Annotated in this window: 15 protein-coding genes; 5 read left to right on the forward strand and 10 right to left on the reverse strand. The window is 55.2% G+C overall.

What is annotated here, in order from left to right; translation table 11 throughout:
- Positions 1-23: 23 nt before the first annotated feature.
- On the reverse strand, positions 24-1064 hold the full coding sequence (locus AC3Y5R_RS04055) for a GMP reductase (protein ID WP_158781823.1): 1041 nt from the start codon (positions 1062-1064) through the stop codon (positions 24-26).
- Between the two features lie 245 nt (positions 1065-1309).
- Here AC3Y5R_RS04055 and coaE point away from each other — a divergent pair, with 245 nt between their 5' ends.
- Genes coaE through yacG form a run of 3 tightly spaced genes read left to right on the forward strand, consistent with a single transcriptional unit; the run spans position 1310 to position 2888 of the window.
- On the forward strand, positions 1310-1921 hold the full coding sequence (coaE, locus tag AC3Y5R_RS04060; RefSeq protein ID WP_158781824.1) for a dephospho-CoA kinase: 612 nt from the start codon (positions 1310-1312) through the stop codon (positions 1919-1921).
- Between the two features lie 4 nt (positions 1922-1925).
- Entirely contained in the window at positions 1926-2669 is a 744-nt protein-coding gene (gene zapD / locus AC3Y5R_RS04065) for a cell division protein ZapD (RefSeq protein ID WP_489920258.1), read from the forward strand.
- 12 nt (positions 2670-2681) lie between these two features.
- Positions 2682-2888, forward strand: coding sequence for a DNA gyrase inhibitor YacG (yacG, locus tag AC3Y5R_RS04070; RefSeq protein WP_489920259.1), 207 nt, complete (start codon positions 2682-2684; stop codon positions 2886-2888).
- An 84-nt stretch (positions 2889-2972) separates the two neighbouring features.
- Here the strand turns inward: yacG and mutT are convergent, their stop codons facing one another.
- Positions 2973-3368, reverse strand: coding sequence for an 8-oxo-dGTP diphosphatase MutT (gene mutT, locus AC3Y5R_RS04075; RefSeq protein ID WP_489920260.1), 396 nt, complete (start codon positions 3366-3368; stop codon positions 2973-2975).
- A gap of 207 nt (positions 3369-3575) precedes the next feature.
- On the opposite strand from mutT, the gene AC3Y5R_RS04080 reads away from it, so the two are divergent.
- A complete protein-coding gene (locus tag AC3Y5R_RS04080; protein ID WP_489920261.1) occupies positions 3576-4118 on the forward strand; it encodes a prepilin peptidase in 543 nt (180 codons plus the stop codon).
- Positions 4119-4249: 131 nt separating this feature from the next.
- Here the strand turns inward: AC3Y5R_RS04080 and secA are convergent, their stop codons facing one another.
- Positions 4250-6955, reverse strand: coding sequence for a preprotein translocase subunit SecA (gene secA / locus AC3Y5R_RS04085; protein ID WP_489920262.1), 2706 nt, complete (start codon positions 6953-6955; stop codon positions 4250-4252).
- A 72-nt stretch (positions 6956-7027) separates the two neighbouring features.
- Complete coding sequence (gene secM, locus AC3Y5R_RS04090; protein ID WP_489920263.1) at positions 7028-7525, reverse strand: secA translation cis-regulator SecM; 498 nt, start codon at positions 7523-7525, stop codon at positions 7028-7030.
- Between the two features lie 21 nt (positions 7526-7546).
- Between secM and AC3Y5R_RS04095 the strand changes: the two genes are divergently transcribed.
- The gene (locus AC3Y5R_RS04095; protein WP_489920264.1) at positions 7547-8056 is read left to right on the forward strand and encodes a DUF721 domain-containing protein; all 510 of its coding nucleotides are present in this window, start codon (positions 7547-7549) and stop codon (positions 8054-8056) included.
- Between the two features lie 7 nt (positions 8057-8063).
- Here the strand turns inward: AC3Y5R_RS04095 and lpxC are convergent, their stop codons facing one another.
- From lpxC to murC, 6 genes are all read right to left on the reverse strand, one after another.
- Positions 8064-8981, reverse strand: a complete 918-nt coding sequence (lpxC, locus tag AC3Y5R_RS04100) for a UDP-3-O-acyl-N-acetylglucosamine deacetylase (protein ID WP_158781832.1) — start codon at positions 8979-8981, stop codon at positions 8064-8066.
- 101 nt (positions 8982-9082) lie between these two features.
- Positions 9083-10240 (reverse strand): cell division protein FtsZ, encoded by a 1158-nt coding sequence (gene ftsZ / locus AC3Y5R_RS04105; protein ID WP_158781833.1) that lies wholly within the window; start codon positions 10238-10240, stop codon positions 9083-9085.
- Positions 10241-10311: 71 nt separating this feature from the next.
- The gene (gene ftsA, locus AC3Y5R_RS04110; RefSeq protein ID WP_489920265.1) at positions 10312-11568 is read right to left on the reverse strand and encodes a cell division protein FtsA; all 1257 of its coding nucleotides are present in this window, start codon (positions 11566-11568) and stop codon (positions 10312-10314) included.
- Entirely contained in the window at positions 11565-12404 is an 840-nt protein-coding gene (gene ftsQ, locus AC3Y5R_RS04115; RefSeq protein ID WP_489920266.1) for a cell division protein FtsQ, read from the reverse strand. The genes ftsA and ftsQ overlap by 4 nt, the downstream gene beginning before the upstream one ends.
- 1 nt (position 12405) lies before the next feature.
- Positions 12406-13326: a D-alanine--D-alanine ligase gene (locus AC3Y5R_RS04120; protein WP_489920267.1), complete on the reverse strand. Its 921-nt coding sequence runs from the start codon at positions 13324-13326 to the stop codon at positions 12406-12408.
- A complete protein-coding gene (gene murC / locus AC3Y5R_RS04125) occupies positions 13319-14794 on the reverse strand; it encodes a UDP-N-acetylmuramate--L-alanine ligase (protein WP_489920268.1) in 1476 nt (491 codons plus the stop codon). Before murC ends, AC3Y5R_RS04120 begins: the two co-directional genes overlap by 8 nt.
- Between the last annotated feature and the right edge of the window lie 16 nt (positions 14795-14810).

Consider the following 14810-nt stretch of genomic DNA (forward strand, 5'->3'; position numbering starts at 1 on the left):
ACTGGCTGAGCAACTGCTGGCGCTTAGCGGTTAAACACCCTGTTTTCCTGCTCTGCCACGCGGATAAATGTGGTGCGCTTGGTCAGCTCTTTCAGCCGCTCGGCCCCAACATAGGTACAGGCTGAACGCAGGCCACCGAGAATATCGCGGGCAGTGGTGTCCACCGGGCCACGAACGGGCAGCTTAACGGTTTTACCTTCTGCTGCGCGATAGCCTGCCACGCCGCCCACGTGGCGGTTCATGGCCGACTCTGAGCTCATGCCGTAGAACAACATAAACTGCTCACCATTTTCTTCGACGATAGTGCCTTCACACTCATCGTGCGCTGCCAGCATCCCCCCCAGCATTACAAAATCAGCACCGCCGCCGAACGCTTTGGCCACGTCACCCGGTACCGAGCAGCCACCATCGCTGACAATCTGGCCGCCAAGACCATGAGCAGCATCGGCACATTCGATCACCGCAGAAAGCTGAGGATAGCCCACTCCGGTTTTAACCCTGGTGGTGCAGACGGAACCCGGGCCAATGCCTACTTTAACGATGTCCGCACCGGAGAGGATCAGCTCCTCAACCATTTCGCCAGTCACCACATTTCCGGCACAGATGGTTTTCCCCGGGCAGGCTTCACGGGCGCGCTTCAGGAAATCTACAAAATGCTCGGAGTAACCGTTAGCCACATCAATACAGATAAAATTGAGTGCCGGAGAGAGTGCCAGAATCTGCTGCATCTTGATGAAATCAGCTTCTGAGGTACCGGTAGAAACCATCACGTGCTTCAGCACGCTTTCGGGCACGCGGGATATAAACGCCTGCCACTGCGCCACATTGTAATGTTTATGAACGGCGGTAAGCACATCGAAAGAGGCCAGCGCCTCTGCCATGCTGAAGGTGCCAACGGTGTCCATATTCGCGGCAATAATCGGCACACCTGACCAGGCAACGCCGGAATGTTTGAAGGTGAACTGACGGTTCAGCTCTACCTGTGAGCGGCTTTTCAGCGTGGAACGCTTTGGCCGGATCAGAACATCTTTAAAACCTAACTTAATATCTTCTTCAATACGCATAAATCACTTCCTGGTTGATGGCGCAAATCTGACGATCGGGCGCTGCTGCCAGCTCCAGTGAAGCTATCATACGCGGTAAAAACGCGCCGACAAGACTGCGAAAACAGGTTTATTTACGCTACAATCGCATAAATTTATCCGACACTCTGTGATGTGATCTGTGCCTCATTATTCCCGCAAGCTTCGCGGCGGGCGATCGCAGCAAAGATTGATGGCACTGGTCAGTACCGTAAGAAAAGAGGCTTATGCGCTATACTGTTGCGCTGACCGGCGGGATCGGCAGCGGAAAAACGACCATTGCCAATGCCTTTGCCGCACGTGGAGTGGATATTGTCGACGCCGATATCATCGCGCGACAGGTAGTGGAACCGGGAAAACCGGCTCTGGCCGCTATCCATGATAAGTTTGGTGGGGATGTATTACAGAAAGATGGCACGCTGAACCGGGCGGCTTTACGGCAGCGCATCTTCTCCTCGCCTCTGGATAAAACCTGGCTTAATGCCCTGTTGCACCCCCTGATCCACGCAGAAACTCACCGCCAGCTGGCGCTGACTCAATCCGCATGGTGTTTATGGGTGGTACCGCTGCTGGTTGAAAATAATTTACAGCACCTGGCGAACCGGGTGCTGGTAGTGGACGTCGATCGCGACACGCAGCTGAGACGTACCATGGCCAGGGACGGGATCGGCCGCGAACAGGCTGAGCATATTCTGGCTGCACAGGCAACGCGCGAACAGCGACTTGCCGTGGCCGATGACATTATTGATAACGGCGGGTCACCAGATGATGTGGCCGCGCGAGTTGCTCTTCTGGACCAGCGTTACCGCCAGCTTGCCGGAGCAACAGACCAGGATTAACAGCATGAGCACAACCGTTTTATTTGAGTACCCTTTGAACGAAAAAATGCGCACCTGGCTGCGAATTGAATTCCTGCTCAGCCAGCTGGAGAGCAGCCGGACGATTACCGACCATCTGGGTGCTCTGACCTTTTTCCGTAATGCAGCAGAGCTGTTAGACGTTTTTGAGCGCGGCGAATTACGTACCGAAATCGCCAAGGAGCTGGATAAGCAACAGCAGAAACTGCGCTCCTGGGCCGAGGTGCCGGGTGTGGATATGGAGCTGATCAACAGCCTGCGCGACAGCCTGAAATCCCGTTCCGCCACGCTGATGGCCGCACCGCGTATGGGCCAGCTGATGCGTGAAGATCGCCTGATCGGGCTGGTTCGCCAGCGCCTGAGTATCCCAGGTGGCTGCTGCAGTTTTGATCTCCCCACATTACATATCTGGCTGCATATCGGGCAGGAAATGCGTGATGCACAGGTGACGCAATGGATGGATTCCCTCGCCCCGATCCGAGACGCGCTGACGCTGATCTTCGATCTGATCCGCCAGTCTGGCGAATTCCGCAACCACACCAGCCTGAACGGCTTTTTCCAGGATAACGCCGAAGGCGCTGAGTTGTTACGCCTGCAGCTGCTCCTTGCCGACTCGCTCTATCCGCAGGTTTCCGGCCATAAAAGCCGCTATGCCATCCGTTTTCTGCCGCTCGACAGCGAGCATGGCGAAGTGCCGGCGCGTCTCGATTTCCAACTGGCCTGCTGCTAAGGTTTTTTGCTGATGAATGATGAAGTAATGATTGTGCAATGCCCGACCTGTTCAAAAGATGTGATCTGGGATGAGCTGAGCCTCTGGCGTCCGTTCTGCAGCAAGCGCTGCCAGCTTATCGATCTGGGCGAATGGGCAAACGAAGAGAAACGGATTGCCAGCGAAGGCGAGCACTCAGAAAGCGATGACTGGAGCGAGCTGCCTAGGGATCGGGATTAATCTGCGTCTGTCCCTTGACGGAAGCTGTCGCGCTTAAGCATTTTTAATCGCCTGAGCCCGCCAGTTTCTGTGGCGGGCAATGCATTACTCTGCTTCGGCCAGCAGGCGGGCCACAATCGGTACGTTAGCCGGTGGAAACTCTTCTGCCACCAAATCCTTTTGCGCAACCCAGCGCTGAGGCTGCCCTTCCCGTCCGTAAGGCTCGCCCTGCCAGTTTTCCACGATAAAGAAATGCAGCGTCACCCGAAGCTGGCTGTCCGCATGTTCAGACTGGTCAAAAGCGACGGCGCTGGTGACTTCAATCCCGGTTTCTTCATACAGCTCGCGCTTCAGCGCCTGCTCCGGCGTTTCACCCGGTTCGATTTTCCCGCCAGGAAACTCCCACAGATCGCCCATATGCGACTGAGCGGAACGCCTGGCCAGAAAGATATTCTGGTGTTGATCGCGGATTATGCCTACCGCCACTTGCAGATGCTTCATTCATTTTTTCTCTGAGAGACTTTACACCCCGCCACTATTCCAGCGTTCGCGTCTGATAACAAGTCAGAAACAGCCTCTTACGAGCCTCCCCGCAATTTTTTTATGCAATACCCTGCAATGAAGGATAGCCAGCGACGCCTCCCACTCCCGGGGGGTATAGTCGCCCCGGAAGTCATCGCCAGGCCATTCAAAGGAGGGAAAATGTGTATGACACTGCAACATCATCAGCTGTTCGTGACCGGAGTGCTGGCAAACGTCGTAACGTTGCTGGTTGTCTGGCGCATTCCGGGCGGCATTCTTCTGCTGCTGACGCTGCTGCTGAGCTGGTTATTGCTGGGCTTGGCAGCGATCGATATCCACTCTCTGCAGCTTCCGGACCGGCTGACGCTGACGCTGCTGTGGTCAGGGTTACTGAGCAACGCAGGCGGTTTTCTACCGGTGCCGCCGCTGACTGAGGCAGTCTTCGGTGCAGTGGCAGGCTACAGCGTGCTTTTTCTGCTCTCAAAGGGATACCGACTGTTGCGGGGAAAAGAGGGGCTGGGGCTGGGTGATGCCAAACTGCTGGCCGCTCTCGGCGCGTGGCTGGGGGTTTTCTGGCTTCCGGTGCTGATGCTGATGGCTTCAGCAGTAGCGCTGATAGCGCTTGTTGCCGCCAGGTTGCTCAGCGGCCGCTCGTTGCAACAGCCATTTCCCTTTGGTCCGGCGCTGGCGCTGGCAGGCTGGGTGCTGTTTCTCTGGCAGAACGGCTGAGGACAGGCTGGCTACTGTTTCTCTGACTGAACGGCTGTCGGGCTGGCCAGGCTCTTCAACGCTATTCAGGAAAGATGGCGAAAAAAAGGGCCGGAGAGAATCTCCAGCCCCTTTAACGTCACAACCGGCTGTTATGCCAGACGGCCATGGCACTGCTTGTATTTTTTACCTGAACCACAAGGACACAGATCGTTACGACCCACTTTGCGATCGCCGGTTTGATCCGCCAGCGCAATCGCTGCTTCGGTTTCAGTATCCACATGGCTCAGCTGCTGCTGCTGCGCCAGACGCCCGGCTTCTTCACGACGATGCTCTTCCATGGCTTCCACTTCTTCCGGCATGCGCACCTGAACTTTGCTCAGGGTGCTGATCACTTCATACTTCAGTGACTCCAGCATCGCGGCGAACATGGCGAAGGATTCGCGCTTATATTCCTGTTTTGGATCTTTCTGAGCATAACCACGCAGGTGGATACCCTGACGCAGGTAATCCATCGCTGCCAGGTGCTCTTTCCACAGGCTGTCCAGCGTCTGCAGCATCACGCCTTTCTCGAAGTTACGCATCATCTCAATGCCAACCACTTCTTCTTTACGCTGATACAGCTCCTTCGCCTGCTCCATGATGCGCTCACGCAGCGTCTCTTCATGCAATTCTGGCTCTTTATCCAGCCATTCAGCAATCGGCAATGCCAGATCGAAGTCGTTGTTCAGACGCTCTTCCAGCCCCGGCACATCCCACATCTCTTCCAGAGACTGCGGGGGAATGTAGCTGTCGATGGTGGTTTTGAACACATCTTCACGGATGCTGCCGATGGTTTCAGAGACGTCCGCCACGTCCAGCAGCTCGTTACGCTGAGTGTAGATAGCGCGACGCTGGTCGTTAGCCACGTCATCATATTCCAGCAGTTGCTTACGAATATCGAAGTTACGGCTTTCCACTTTACGCTGTGCGTTGGCAATCGCTTTGGTCACCCATGGATGCTCGATAGCTTCGCCCGGCTTCATGCCCAGCTTGCGCATCATGTTGGTGACGCGGTCGGAGGCAAAGATACGCATCAGCGCATCTTCCATCGACAGGTAGAAACGGGAAGAACCGTTGTCACCCTGACGACCAGAACGGCCACGCAGCTGGTTATCGATACGACGGGATTCATGGCGCTCGGTACCAATGATGTGCAGACCGCCTGAAGCCAGTACCGCATCATGGCGAATCTGCCACGCGCTCTTAATCTCTTCAATCTGTTCCGCCGTTGGCGCTTCCAGCGAGGCAATCTCTGCCTGCCAGCTACCACCCAGCACGATATCCGTACCACGACCAGCCATGTTGGTGGCGATGGTCACAGCCGCTGGCTGACCAGCCTGTGCAACAATATCCGCTTCACGGGCGTGGAACTTGGCGTTCAGTACAGCATGCTTGATCCCGGCGCGGGTCAGCTCTTCTGACACCACTTCAGACTTCTCGATGGAGATAGTACCCACCAGCACCGGCTGGCCGTTGGCGGTGCGCTCACGGATATCTTCGATGATAGCGTCGATCTTCTCTTTCTCGGTCATGTAGACCAGATCCGGCAGATCTTTACGCACCATTGGACGGTTGGTCGGCACCACGATGGTTTCCAGCTTGTAGATCGAGCTGAATTCAAACGCTTCGGTGTCTGCTGTACCGGTCATGCCCGCCAGTTTGGCGTACAGGCGGAAGTAGTTCTGGAAGGTGATAGAGGCCAGCGTCTGGTTCTCATTCTGGATCTCCACACCCTCTTTGGCTTCCACGGCCTGATGCAGGCCGTCAGACCAGCGACGACCCTGCATGGTACGCCCGGTGTGTTCATCAACGATGATCACTTCACCGTCTTTCACGATGTAGTCAACGTCACGGGTGAACAGCACGTGGGCACGCAGTGCGGCGGTCACGTGGTGCATCATCATAATGTTGCCCGGAGAGTAAAGAGACTCACCCTCTTCCATGATGCCTTCGCTGACCATAAGCTCTTCAATGGCAACCAGACCACGCTCGGTCAGGTGGACCTGACGGGCTTTTTCATCCACGGAGAAGTGGCCTTCCCCCTGGAAGGTGTCGGAATCCTCTTTTTCCTGACGGATCAGACTCGGGATGATCTTGTTAACTTTGATATACAGCTCAGAGCTGTCTTCTGCCGGCCCGGAGATGATCAGCGGGGTACGCGCTTCATCGATCAGGATGGAGTCGACCTCATCCACCAGCGCATAGTTCAGCTTACGCTGCACGCGGTCTTCAGGGCTGAAGGCCATGTTGTCGCGCAGGTAGTCAAAACCGTATTCGTTGTTAGTTCCGTAGGTGATGTCCGCAGCGTAGGCTTCACGTTTGGCCGGAGCAGGCATGCCTGGCAAGTTGATGCCGATGGTCAGGCCGAGGAATTCAAACAGGCCACGGTTGTTTTCCGCATCACGCTGAGCCAGATAGTCATTCACGGTAACCACGTGAACGCCTTTGCCACTGAGGGCATTCAGGTAAGCTGGCAGCGTTGCGGTCAACGTTTTACCTTCACCGGTACGCATTTCCGCGATGCAGCGATCGTTCAGTACCATACCGCCGAGCAGCTGGACGTCAAAGTGACGCATGCCGAACACGCGCTTACTGGCTTCACGCACGGTCGCAAAGGCTTCCGGGATCAGATTTTCCAGCACTTCGCCCTTTTCCAGACGCGCACGGAACTCAACGGTTTTCCCTTTCAGCTCATCGTCAGACAGCTTTTCGAAATCCGGTTCCATTTTGTTGATCTGTTCAACGACTTTGCGCATACGGCGTAGCGTGCGGTCATTGCTGCTACCAAAAACTTTGGTTAATAATTTGATTAACATAGTAAATAAATTCTCTCAACCACCGCGTTCTGCGGTGAAGCATTTAATTCAGGTTTGATGGATTAACAAATATTATGCGAGAGAAGCAGGTCCGGCGCGGATGCCCTGAATCCGGGCCAGCCAAAGACCGGCCTGATATCGGGGCTGGATTGTCGCCTGGCGCTGTTCTGTCTGGCGAATAATGGCTGGCGGTTTTGCCTCGTGGGTCAGTAACCCATTGAGCGTATCCAGCAGCGCCAGCTTCTGTACTTCGAGCGGCACGGCCTGCTCGGCTGCTGGCAGACTGGCTGGCGTCAGCGTAAAGGAGAGATGGCGGATAACGGTGCGGATGGCATGCTGATGCCAGTAATCCACCGTAAAATTCGGCCTGCGGGCGCTTTCCTGCAGCAGAGCGAGGTGGTCATTGCGTACGCCGCTGCTGATATTCAGGCTTCGGGAAGAGGTTTCTGGTAAGGTTGTACGATCGCTGTCAGCATGTGGCAGGCCGAGACTCGCCGCGACCATCCCCAACAGGAGATGCGGCCAGAAATAACGTCTGCCAAATTGTCGCCAACGATTTAGAATACCCACTGTTTTCCGCCGGAGCCTGCTATGCGCGATAGTCGCCCGCAATCTATAGAAAATTTATTCGAAGCAACTGAAGGCCAGGGAATGCTGCAATCCATTCAGCATCGCGCCATTGCGCTGAACAAGCTGAACCGTGCGGTGCAGGGTGTTCTCCCGGCACAGCTGCATCCCTGGTGCCGCGTGGCGAATTTTCGCCAGGGCATTCTGGTGCTCGAAACCGCTAATGCCAGCTGGATGATGCGCTTACGCTATGAGCAATCCAGTCTGCTGTCAGCTTTACGAACGCAAATATTACCATCTTTGACGGCAATCGACATCAGGATAAATCCATCGTTAGCAGTAAAAGGTCAGGAAAGCGCGCAGGAAAGCAGCAAACAGTCAGAAGAGAAATCAGCAGGACGCCAGCTCAGTGAGCACAGTGCGGAAATATTGCGGAGTGTCGCAAGCCGAAGCCCGGAAAAACTGAAGAAGGTAATAGAACGACTGGCGTCACTGGCCGGAGAGAGTACCAGCTCAACCAGTCGTAATAAGTAGCTCTGGCTTATGCCAGAACCAGATTGGGTGCCCTGAAGGTCACCGGCAGCTCTGCTTCGTCTTCGAAGGTCGCCCATTCCCAGGCTTCCTGCTTAGCCAGAACAGCCTGCAGCAGCTTGTTGTTCAGTGCATGACCGCCTTTGAATGCGGTAAACGCACCAATGATGTTATGACCACACATAAACAGATCGCCAATAGCATCAAGCATTTTGTGACGCACGAATTCGTCTTCAAAGCGTAAACCGTCTTCGTTCAATACGCGGTAGTCATCCACCACGATTGCACAGTCAAAGCTGCCGCCGAGGCACAAGCCACGGGACTGCAGTGCTTCGATGTCACGCATAAAGCCGAACGTACGGGCACGGCTGAGCTGGCGCGCAAAGGCTTCAGCAGAGAAGTCCATGCTGTAGCGTTGTGAGCTGGCATCAATCGCCGGGTGTTTAAAGTCGATAGTGAAATCCAGCGTAAACCCGTTATGCGGTCTCAGTTCCGCCCATTTGTCGCCATCTTCAACCCGGACAGGCTGTTTGATGCGGACAAATTTCTTCGCGCAGTTCAGTTCTTCAATGCCAGCATCCATCAGCAGATAGATAAAGGGGGCAGCGCTGCCATCCATAATAGGAATTTCAGGCGCGTTCACTTCCACCACAATATTATCAATGCCAAGGCCTGCGAGGGCTGCATTCAGGTGTTCGACTGTAGAAATACGCACGTCATGCTCATTAACCAGGCAAGTGCAGAGCATGGTATCACGCACGGATTTGGCATCAGCCGGGAAATCAACCGGTGGATTCAAGTCAGTGCGGCGATAGATGACCCCGGTATTAGCCGGCGCAGGGCGTAACGTCAGTGTGACTTTCTTGCCGGTATGTAAACCGACACCCGTCGCCTGAACAATACGTTTTAATGTCCGTTGTTTGATCATCGCATTATCTCGCAAAATTACTCATCCGACCGCCAGTATATCTCATTGGCGGGCGAACACTTTAGCACAAAGAGCGGAGAATCCCAACTCTCAGGAAATTCTTAGTCCGCCTGCTTACGCAGGAAGGCCGGAATATCCAGATAATCAGGCTCTTTGTTGGTTTGCGTACCCGGATCGTTGACCACTTTCGCCGCAGGTTTCTGCTCCTGAGGCAGCGGGGCCATGCCGTGCTGCTGATAGCGATGATCCATCACAGGCTGGGTTTGCTGCTGTTTATTGGTTACCAGCGTGATTTCCGGACGTTTGTCCATGCCGATACCAGTAGCAACAACGGTTACGCGCAGCTCGTCGTTCATTTCCGGATCCAGCGAGGTACCGATAACCACGGTCGCATTGTCGGAAGCAAACGCACGGATGGTGTTACCCACAGTCTCGAACTCATCCAGACGCAGGTCGAAGCCAGCAGTGATGTTAACCAGCACGCCGCGAGCGCCAGACAGGTCGATATCTTCCAGCAGTGGACTGGAGATCGCCATTTCAGCCGCTTCTTCAGCGCGGTCTTCACCACAAGCCACGCCAGAACCCATCATCGCGTAGCCCATTTCGGACATCACGGTGCGCACGTCAGCAAAGTCGACGTTCATCAGGCCAGGACGGGTGATCAGTTCAGCGATACCCTGTACCGCGCCTTTCAGCACGTCGTTGGCTGCGCCAAACGCATCCAGCAGAGAGATACCACGGCCCAGAACTTTCAACAGCTTGTCGTTTGGAATTGTAATCAGAGAATCGACATGCTTGGAGAGTTCGGCAATCCCCTGCTCAGCGAAAGCCATGCGTTTTTTGCCTTCGAAATTGAAAGGCTTTGTCACCACAGCAACTGTCAGGATACCTAAGTCTTTTGCGACTTCAGCCACAACTGGTGCAGCGCCGGTACCCGTACCGCCACCCATGCCAGCTGCGATAAACACCATGTCTGCACCTTCCAGCGCCTGACGCAGTGCTTCACGATCTTCTTCAGCAGAGTTACGACCCACTTCCGGGTTCGCGCCAGCCCCCAGACCTTTGGTAATCCCGTTACCAATCTGGATAGTCTGGCCTACTGCCGTTTTACGTAACGCCTGGGCGTCGGTGTTAACGGCAAAGAACTCTACGCCTTCGATGCGCTCGCGCACCATGTGCTCTACGGCGTTACCGCCGCCGCCGCCGACGCCGATGACTTTAATCACCGCGTCATTGGTTAATTCCATAGGTTCAAACATAATTTCTCTCCGTTATGTGCCTGTCGCCGGGAGATCATAAATAAGCTTAGCATGATCCCCTTTTCTCAAAATTAAAACTCTTTTCTCAGCCAGCTGTTGATTCGTTTAAACCAGTTGCCCACTGAGGCTCTTTTTTCCACATCTGCCTCACCGCTGAGGTGAGACTCTTTTCCGTAGTGCAGTAAGCCAACCGCCGTTGAGTAGTATGGCTCCTGCGAGTAATCCGTTAATCCAGTAATGTTCAGCGGCTGTCCGATACGCACCTGCGTGTGGAACACACGCTGGGCGCAAGCCGCCAATCCTTCAATCTGTGCCGCGCCGCCGGTCAGGACAATACCTGCCGCCAGGTGGTGCTTAACGCCCTGGGTGCGCAGTTGCTCCTGCAATTGCAGGATTTCATCGTTCACCAGGTTCAGCAGCTCGGTATAACGGGGTTCAATCACTTCAGCCAGCGTCTGTCGCTGCAGGCTTCTTGGTGGTCGGCCGCCCACGCTCGGCACTTCAACGTTTTCGTCTTTGCCCACAATGGAGCCCAGCGCACAGCCGTGACGAACTTTAATCGCTTCCGCATCGGTTGGCGGAGTCCCGAATGCGTAAGCGATGTCGCTGGTAACCACGTTACCTGCGTAGGGAATCACTTTGGTGTGGCGCAGTGCCCCACCGGTATAGACCGCGATATCCATGGTACCGCCGCCTACGTCCACCACACAGACGCCCAGCTCACGTTCATCCTCAGTCAGCACGGCAAAGCTGGAAGCCAGACCGGCAAAAATCAGTTGGTCAACTTTCAGGCCACATCGTTCAACCGCTTTGACAATGTTTTTTGCCATATCGTTGTGGCATGTGATCAGGTGCACCTTTGCCTGCATACGGACGCCGGACAAACCGACCGGGTTCTTGATCCCTTCCTGATAGTCGATCGCATATTCTTGCGGAATAACATGGAGGATGCGGTGTTCATCACGAACACGGACGGATTTCGCGGTGTGGACCACGTTTTCCACATCTTCCTGGGTCACTTCCTCTTCGGAAATAGGAACCATCCCTATTTCGTTCTGGCAACTGATGTGTTTCCCCGATAATGCAAGGTATACCGAAGAAATCTGACAGTCTGCCATCAGCTCTGCCTGGTCAATCGCACGCTGTACGCACTTCACGACGGACTCCAGATCGTTCACGCCGCCTTTATCCATCCCGCGGGAGGGACAACTGCCCACCCCGATGATGTTGACCATGCCATCGGGCAGAATTTCCCCTACCAAAGCGGCGACCTTCGCGGTGCCGATTTCGAGTCCAACTACCAGTTTTCTGTCCGTCGCCTTGATCATTGTTGTTTAGCCTGTGCCTGATTCTGTTGCTTGTTACCGTCAGTGGTTTGAATTAATGGCGGTGCCCATCCTACTGCCGCGCCAGAGTCATATCGCAGGTCCACGTAACTGATCCGCTTGTTTTCCGTTTGTGCCTGCTGCTGCAGCGTTGGGGAGAGCTGGATGAAGCGCTTCAGCCTCTTCATATCCTCGTTGCGCCCTAACTCCAGACGCACATCATCGCTCAACACCAGCTGCCATGACCGCCGCGCGGTCATTGAGGCCGCCTTCAACTTAAACTTGCTGGCGGCCAGCAGGTCACTCATCTGGTGATACCCGGTCAGAACCTCTGACTCGCTGCCTTCCGGACCGTAAAGCATTGGCAACGCTTCTTTACCAATGTGGTTGGCCGGCACGCTGAAGGATTTTCCTTCGGCATCAACCATGTGCAGGTCATTCCAGCGAGCTACGGGCACATATTCAACCAGATGAATCTTTAATTCGTCCGGCCACTGCTTACGCACGCTCACCTGCTGGATCCACGGCAGGCGTTCAATCTGCTGCTGGATAACATCCACGTCCTGCGACATGAAGGTTCCCGGCGCGCCAAGCGACAAAATAGCCTGGCGAATATCATCATTAGTGGTGTAGTGCATCTGCCCTGTCACCACAAGCCTGGACAGCGGCAGGCGGGAAGCATCATTCATCCACTTCACCACCACTAATCCTCCAGCCAGCATTACACCCAGCACCATCAGCAGAAAGATGATGCCCGCCAGCCTGGAGCCATTACTGCGGCCGGTACGCGCTTTTTCCTGCGCCTCACGGTTTCGGACATTCAGAGCGGCCTGTGACATATCAGTCGGCCAGCTCCAGAATACGGGCGACCAGCTGCGGGAAGGTCATTCCGGCCTGCTTGCCTGCCATCGGCACCAGGCTGTGGCTGGTCATGCCTGGCGAGGTATTAACCTCCAGCAGATAAAACTCGCCATCGCCGCCCATCATCACGTCCACTCGTCCCCAGCCGCTGCAGCCCAGAGCGCGCCAGGCCTTCAGCACGATGTCGCTCAGTTCAGCTTCTTTTTCAGCAGACAATCCGCTCGGGCAGAAGTATTCAGTATCGTCAGAAAAGTATTTAGCTTCATAGTCATAGAATTCAGAAACGACCTGAATTCGTATAGACGGTAGAATGTCATTACCGATCACGCCAACGGTATATTCCGGACCGCTCAAAAAAGCCTCAATCAGCACGTCATCATCGTGACGGAAAGCCTCATCAATCGCAGCCTGAAGCGAGTCAGCCTGATTCACGCGGGTGATCCCGACGCTGGAGCCTTCATTGCTTGGCTTAACGAACAGCGGCAGCCCTAAAGCAGCAATGCGCGCCTGGGTTTCTGCGCCAAGACCCGCATCCATCTCCTTACGGGTGATAGCCACATAAGGGGAAACCGGCAAACCACAGCCTTGCCACAGGCATTTGGTGCGCAGCTTGTCCATGGTGATGGCCGATGCCATCACGCCGCTGCCGGTATAAGGGATCTGCAGGAACTCAAGCACGCCCTGCAGCGTACCATCTTCACCACCGCGACCATGCAGCGCGATAAAGGCTTTATCGAACCCCTCTTCTTTCAGACGCATTACCGGGAAATCACGAATATCCACCGCATGAGCATCAATACCGGCTTCTTTCAGCCCGGCCAGCACTGCGTTACCGGACATCAGCGAAACTTCACGCTCAGCAGAAGTGCCACCCAGCAATACCGCTACTTTCTCAGCCATGATGATCCCCTTCTTTCGTCTGCGGTTGTAACTTCTGGTCGGCTAGCTTGCGGGCGACACGCCCCACATTGCCTGCGCCCTGCACCAGGATTAAATCGTTGCCGGAAAGCGCAGGTGCCAGCATTTCCAGCACTGAATCATGGTCTGAGACCAGAATCGGGTCGACTTTGCCACGGCTGCGAATGGTGCGGCACAGCGAACGGCTGTCCGCTCCCGGAATCGGTGTTTCACCGGCCGGGTAGACATCCAGCATCACCAGCACATCCACCTGCGACAGGACGTTGGCAAAGTCGTCATACAGATCGCGGGTTCGCGTGTAGCGGTGCGGCTGGAAAATCATTACCAGCTGACGGTCAGGCCAGCCAGCGCGTGCGGCCTTAATTGTCACATCCACTTCCGTTGGATGGTGGCCGTAGTCATCAACCAGCATTGCCGTGCCCTGCACACCGTTCACTTCCTGCAGCGGATATTCGCCAAGGAAATCAAAACGGCGACCGGTACCCTGGAAGCTTTCCAACGCACTGAGGATCTCTTCATCATCAATGCCTTCTTCTGTTGCCACAGCAACCGCAGCAGCGGCGTTCAGCGCGTTGTGACGACCTGGCGCATTCAACGTAACGCGCATTAGCGGTTTGTCCTGGCGGGCCAGAGTAAAGTGCCCCTGAGCGCCATGCTGCTCATAGCTGGCAATGCGCACATCAGCGTCTTCGCTGAAGCCATAAGTGGTGATCTGACGCCCGACGCGAGGGATTAAGTCGCGGATAACGGCATCATCAACACAAAGCACCGCACGGCCATAAAACGGCAAATTGTGCAGGAAGTTAATGAACGTCTGCTTCAGGTTCTCAAAGTCGCCCTGGTATGTATCCATATGGTCAGCTTCGATGTTGGTGACAATCGCCACCATCGGCTGCAGGTGCAGGAACGAAGCATCGCTCTCATCCGCTTCCGCAATCAGGTAACGGCTGCTGCCCAGTCGGGCATGGGTGCCTGCCGCCTTAACCAGACCGCCGTTCACAAACGTTGGATCCAGGCCGCCTTCTGCATAAATGCTGGAAACCATCGCCGTGGTGGTCGTTTTACCGTGGGTACCTGCAACGGCAATGCCGTGGCGGAAACGCATCAGTTCGGCCAGCATCTCTGCACGGCGGATCACCGGGATACGCGCTTCACGAGCGGCGATAATTTCCGGGTTGTCCTGCGATACTGCGGTGGAAACCACCACCACGCTGGCATCGCTGACGTTCTCAGGGCGATGGTTAAAATAGATGGTCGCACCCAGCGCAGTCAGATGCTGGGTCACCGCGTTTGGGGCCAGATCCGAACCGCTGATTTCATAGCCTTCATTCGCCAACACTTCAGCAATACCGCCCATGCCGGCACCACCGATGCCCACAAAGTGAATGTGCCGGACGCGACGCATCTCGGGCACGATAGAACGCAGTTTTGCCAGTTGTTGTGTATTCATCTCTTCTGCCTGTCGG

The organism is Erwinia sp. 009765445, assembly GCF_058137865.1.

Bases quoted from the DNA above. Each gene is read 5' to 3' on its own strand.
- AC3Y5R_RS04055 (WP_158781823.1), bottom strand. From the start codon at position 1,064: ATGCGTATTGAAGAAGATATTAAGTTAGGTTTTAAAGATGTTCTGATC.
- coaE (WP_158781824.1), top strand. From the start codon at position 1,310: ATGCGCTATACTGTTGCGCTGACCGGCGGGATCGGCAGCGGAAAAACG.
- zapD (WP_489920258.1), top strand. From the start codon at position 1,926: ATGAGCACAACCGTTTTATTTGAGTACCCTTTGAACGAAAAAATGCGC.
- yacG (WP_489920259.1), top strand. From the start codon at position 2,682: ATGAATGATGAAGTAATGATTGTGCAATGCCCGACCTGTTCAAAAGAT.
- mutT (WP_489920260.1), bottom strand. From the start codon at position 3,368: ATGAAGCATCTGCAAGTGGCGGTAGGCATAATCCGCGATCAACACCAG.
- AC3Y5R_RS04080 (WP_489920261.1), top strand. From the start codon at position 3,576: ATGACACTGCAACATCATCAGCTGTTCGTGACCGGAGTGCTGGCAAAC.
- secA (WP_489920262.1), bottom strand. From the start codon at position 6,955: ATGTTAATCAAATTATTAACCAAAGTTTTTGGTAGCAGCAATGACCGC.
- AC3Y5R_RS04095 (WP_489920264.1), top strand. From the start codon at position 7,547: ATGCGCGATAGTCGCCCGCAATCTATAGAAAATTTATTCGAAGCAACT.
- lpxC (WP_158781832.1), bottom strand. From the start codon at position 8,981: ATGATCAAACAACGGACATTAAAACGTATTGTTCAGGCGACGGGTGTC.
- ftsZ (WP_158781833.1), bottom strand. From the start codon at position 10,240: ATGTTTGAACCTATGGAATTAACCAATGACGCGGTGATTAAAGTCATC.
- ftsA (WP_489920265.1), bottom strand. From the start codon at position 11,568: ATGATCAAGGCGACGGACAGAAAACTGGTAGTTGGACTCGAAATCGGC.
- ftsQ (WP_489920266.1), bottom strand. From the start codon at position 12,404: ATGTCACAGGCCGCTCTGAATGTCCGAAACCGTGAGGCGCAGGAAAAA.
- AC3Y5R_RS04120 (WP_489920267.1), bottom strand. From the start codon at position 13,326: ATGGCTGAGAAAGTAGCGGTATTGCTGGGTGGCACTTCTGCTGAGCGT.
- murC (WP_489920268.1), bottom strand. From the start codon at position 14,794: ATGAATACACAACAACTGGCAAAACTGCGTTCTATCGTGCCCGAGATG.